At 70.4% G+C, this 4581-nt stretch carries 4 protein-coding genes and 1 pseudogene; 1 reads left to right on the forward strand and 4 read right to left on the reverse strand.

Features of this window, described 5'->3' with window-relative positions:
• Positions 1–97: 97 nt before the first annotated feature.
• The 4 genes from D7X55_RS36295 to D7X55_RS36310 form a co-directional block, all read right to left on the reverse strand.
• Positions 98–1111: an AAA family ATPase gene (locus D7X55_RS36295; protein WP_121725423.1), complete on the reverse strand. Its 1014-nt coding sequence runs from the start codon at positions 1109–1111 to the stop codon at positions 98–100.
• A 75-nt stretch (positions 1112–1186) separates the two neighbouring features.
• On the reverse strand, positions 1187–2041 hold the full coding sequence (locus tag D7X55_RS36300; RefSeq protein ID WP_121725425.1) for a family 16 glycosylhydrolase: 855 nt from the start codon (positions 2039–2041) through the stop codon (positions 1187–1189).
• Positions 2042–2065: 24 nt separating this feature from the next.
• On the reverse strand, positions 2066–2812 hold the full coding sequence (locus tag D7X55_RS36305; protein WP_120551776.1) for a Type 1 glutamine amidotransferase-like domain-containing protein: 747 nt from the start codon (positions 2810–2812) through the stop codon (positions 2066–2068).
• Positions 2813–2822: 10 nt separating this feature from the next.
• Positions 2823–4139: a family 16 glycosylhydrolase gene (locus tag D7X55_RS36310; protein WP_120551775.1), complete on the reverse strand. Its 1317-nt coding sequence runs from the start codon at positions 4137–4139 to the stop codon at positions 2823–2825.
• Between the two features lie 90 nt (positions 4140–4229).
• On the opposite strand from D7X55_RS36310, the pseudogene D7X55_RS36315 reads away from it, so the two are divergent.
• Positions 4230–4581 (forward strand): annotated as a pseudogene (locus D7X55_RS36315) (LamG domain-containing protein); the annotation flags it as partial.

The following is a 4581-nucleotide window of genomic DNA, read 5'->3' on the forward strand; positions in this document are numbered from 1 at the left end:
GGAAGGGGAGGGGCACACGGGCTCCAGGAACGTTTGCTGTCTGGACACCGCGGCGCGGAAAAACAGAAAGCGCTTCGGAAAATCGTGGTCGCCCGGCTCACCAGGGCCGCCGCTCGATGAGGTGGCGGGCCTGGGGAGAGGGGGCGAGGAACGACACGGGCGCACCCGCGACGCGCTCCAGTTCCTCCAGGTGATGACGGGCCGCGTCGGTGAGCTGGTCGAAGCGCCGGGCGTTCCAGTTGGTCGCGCTCAGGTCCCCCGCGAGCACGAGCGCCAGGTCCGTGGGGGCGTTGAGTGAAGCCGCCTCGCGCAGTCCCACCCAGTCGAACGCGTGGCCCTCCGAGCGGCACACCATGACGGTCCTCCGCACCCGGCCCGGAGCGATGCCCGCTGTCTGGAGACAGCCGCTCGCGCAGGGCCCGGCGCCCTCGACGAGCACGCGGTGGCCCCGGGCGAAGGCGTCCTCCAGTTCCTCGCGCGAGGGCTTCGGAGCCGACCGGAGGAGGACGGCGTAGTGGGGGGCGAGCTGCGCCGTGAGCGGACGCAGGTCCACATCGCCGGAAGGCCCCGGGATGATGAGGTCCACGAGCCGTTCGCCGGGCCGCCCATACAGCCCGAGCCGGCTGGCCACCCGCACGAGCACCGCGTCGGGCGGAGTCCTCGCCGTGTCCACCACGAGATTCGCCAACGAGGCCAGCGGGTGCACCGCGCGTTCGGCGGGATGCGCCCAGGCTGCCTCGAAAGGGTCGGGCCCCGCGTAGCGCAAGGCCTGCTCCGGCTCGGGGACCGCCAGGTGGACGTGCACGATGCGGAGCCCGGGAGTCGTGCGCAGGCCATCCAGCTGGGCCTCGCTGCTCGCGGCATCCACGATGATCAGCCTGGAGGCGTGCAGCGCCGTGAGCACGTCCTCCGCCAACCAGCGCCCACCCGTGTTGCTGTCCAGCGTGACGGTCAGCTCCTGGCGAGCGCGCCGCGAACCGTCACCGCCGTGCTTCCGCAGGAAATCCTCCGAGTGGAGATGCCGCGCGCCGAACCGCCGCGCGAGCCCCTGCGCGAGGGTCGTCTTCCCCGCGCCGATGGGCCCCGACACCACCACCACCGTGACCGCCATGGCTTGTTCCTCCCGAGGAGGAACACCCTAGAAACCCTGTCGCGGTGCGGACCATCCCCCGTTGGAGGGATGGCGTCAGCGCTTTTCGGAGACGCGCACCCAGTCCACTTCCATCGTCTGCGGCGCGGCGCGCACCAGGTCCACCGTGGACCGAGGCACGCCGAAGTACGGCTCCTTCGTCTTGTTCACGCCCTCCGGATACCCGCCGCCCACCGCGAAGTTGAAGATGATGAAGTGGGGCTTGTCGTAGGCCCACGCGCCGTGGCGCTCCACCTCCTCGCGCGTGGAGGTCTTCACGCGCTCCCCGTCGATGTACCAGTGGATGGCCTCCGGCGACGTCTCCACGCCGTACTCGTGCCAGTCACTCACCGGCGTGCGCGGATGGAAGCGTCCGTTGATGGGCGTGTTGCCGCTGTAGCCCGGCCCATGCAACGCGACGGACACCCAGTCGCCGTAACCGACGTTCTCCATGATGTCGAGCTCACCGCACGCCGGCCACCCCGTCTTGGAAATGTCCGCGCCCAGCATCCAGAACGCCGGCCAGAGCCCCACGCCCACCGGCAGCTTGATGCGCGCCTCGACGCGGGCGTGCGTGAACTCCCGCTTGCCCGCGCTCTCCACCCGGCCGGACGTGAACGGATAGCCATTCGCCGTCTCGAAGCGCGCCGTGAGCTTCAACGTGCCGCCGCTCACCGACACGTTGTCCGGCGACGTCGTGTACTGCTGCTGCTCGTTGTTCACGTGCACGTCGGTCTGGATGCGCCAGTTGCTCGCGTCCACCTCCGAGCCGTTGAACTCGTCGCTCCACACCTGGACCCAGCCGGCGTCCCTCCCGGCCACCGCTTCCGCGCGCTTCGGCGCCCCCGCGCACGCGGACAACCCCGCCGCCAGCGCCCAGACCGCCACGGTCCTGCCCGTGCTCGTCGCCATCACGTTCCTCACGAAGGGAGTCACCTACTGGAGCGTCCGCCGGTCCACCGGCGCTTCGGGCGGCTCACCCCGGTACGGCGTGGCCGGAGGCATCAGCAGCGATTCATGCAGCCGCCCCTCCACGTCCACCGTCACGTCCACCACCGTCTGCCGCACGGGCTCCACGCTGCCATCCGCGTGCAGCAGCACGCCGCCCCCCTGCGGAATGCCCAGCCCGCGCGTGGGCAGCCCCATGCGCCGGACGGCGAGCTTGAGGCCCGGCCACTCGGGCGGCTCATGCACGCCGATGAGGTAGGGCACCAGGCCCAGCGTGGGAAAGGGCTCGCCCTCACCGGGCAGGTCTTCACACCACGCGCCCAGGCCCAGGTGCATGGCCCCGGCGGACACGCCCATCAGCACGGCGCCGGCCTGGTGCCGCTCGCGGAGAATCGCATCCACGCCGTGCGCCTGGAACGCGTTCCAGCCCACGCGCGGGTCGCCGCCCGCCAGCAGGATGACGTCCGCCTCCTTCAGCCACGCCAGGTCCTCGCTGGACGGCGCGGCCGGGATGCTGCGGCTGCGCGTGAGGCCAATGCCTTCCATGGCCGCGACGAAGATGTCGTAGAACTCCGGCACGTCGCCGTTGGACGCGCCCAGGTACGCGGCCCGCACCGGCGGCACGCGCAGCTCCGCGCCGGTGAGCACGCGCACGTAGTCCAGGAAGGGGCGCCCCTCCACGCGCCAGAACAGCGGAGCGCTGTCAGCCAGCAGGAGGAGGGGCGGGAGCGTCATGCCCTCAAGCCTACCGCCACTGGTAGGCGCGCACCCAGTCCACTTCCATCGTCTGCGGCGCGTTGCGCACCAGGTCCACCGTGGACTGCGGCACGCCGTAGTACGGCGTGGAGGCGCCATTCACGCCGAAGGGATAGCCGCCGCCCACCGCGAGGTTGAGGATGATGTACAGGGGCTTGTCGTAGGCCCACGCGCCGTAGCGTTGCACCTCCGTGCGCGTGGTGGTCTTCACCAGCGCCCCGTCGATGTACCACTTGATGTCCGACGACGAGTACTCCGTGCGGTACACGTGCCAGTTGCTCACGCTGGACGACGGATAGAAGCGCCCGTTGATGGGCGTGTTGCCGGAGTAGCCCGGGCCGTGCAGCGCCCCGGACGTCCAGTCGCCGTAACCGACGTTCTCCATGATGTCGAGCTCGCCGCACGCGGGCCAGCCCACGGAGTTGATGTCATTGCCCAGCATCCAGAACGCCGGCCACAGGCCCGCGCCCACCGGCAGCTTGATGCGCGCCTCGACGCGGCCGTGGCTGAACTCGCGCTTGCCCGCGCTCTCCAGGCGGCCGGAGGTGAACGGATAGCCGTTGTTCCACTGCAGGCGCGCGGTGAGCTTCAGCGTGCCGTTGCTCACGGAGATGTTGTCGCCGGAGTTCGTGTACTGCTGCTGCTCGTTGTTCACGTGCACCGTGGTGTTGGGCGTCCAGTTGGCCGTGTTGACGCTGTTGCCGTCGAATTCGTCGCTCCAGATCTGCACCCAGCGGTCCTCGCCGCCCCCCACGACGCCAAAGGAGAACGCCTCCCAGCAGCCGGCCGTGGCGCGGTTCGCGTACAGCGGCGCGCTGGCCCCCTGGTTCGCGTCCGCGGACACGTACTGGCCCGTGCTCTTGGCGCGCAGGCCCACCGAGCCGTCCGCGAAGGGCACCCAGGTGAAGCGCTCCCAGTCACCCACCGCCGTGCGGAAGCCCGTCACCTGTCCACCCGCGTTCGGATCCGCGGACACGTACAGGCCCGTCTCCACCACGCGCAGGGAGATGAAGTCGTTGCCCGCGTCCGCCACCTGGAACTGCTCCCACCCCTGCGCGCTGTCGCGGTTGGCCACGAGCGGCGCCGTCGCCCCCAGGTTCCGGTCCGCGGACACGTACTTCTGCGTCGCACACGCCTTCAGCCACACCGTCTGCCCCAGCGGCGCCGCCGTGGCGGACTGCTCGCGCTCCGCCACCACCGGCGTCGTCAGCGCCGCATCCCGAGCCGGTGCCGTGCCCTCACCACAGGCCGTCAATCCCAGCACCGCCGCCAGCGCCCACAGCGTCTTCCTGGCACTCGTCGCCATCGTCTTCCTCGCAGGTGTGTCCAGCCCCGACAGGGAGCGGGAACCCGGCCCCCTTCAGGCCAGGGATGAAAATGGCTTAACCTTATTTCCATGAAAAAGTCACTTAGTGGGGCGCTGGGTGTGTTGCTCGGGACGGCGCTCGCGGGGCTGCCCGGGGCGGTGTTCGCGGAGGGCCGGCCGTCGCTGGTGAACACGCGCATCGGGACGCCCTTCGGGGCGAACGGGCACTCGTCCACGGTGGACGGGCGCATCTTCGTGGGCAACATCCGCGAGGACCCGGCGACCACCACGACGACGTGGATTGCCCGGGTGTTCCGTCCGGAGGCGGTGACGTACGACCCGGCCGGCAAGCCGTCGTTTTCACAGGCCTTCTCCGCCGGGAAGACGGTGGCCGTGCGCAACGGAGAGAACGCGCTGGCGTTCTGCTTCACCCACCCCGCCC

The organism is Corallococcus sp. AB049A (genome assembly GCF_003668885.1).
GTDB lineage: Bacteria > Myxococcota > Myxococcia > Myxococcales > Myxococcaceae > Corallococcus > Corallococcus interemptor.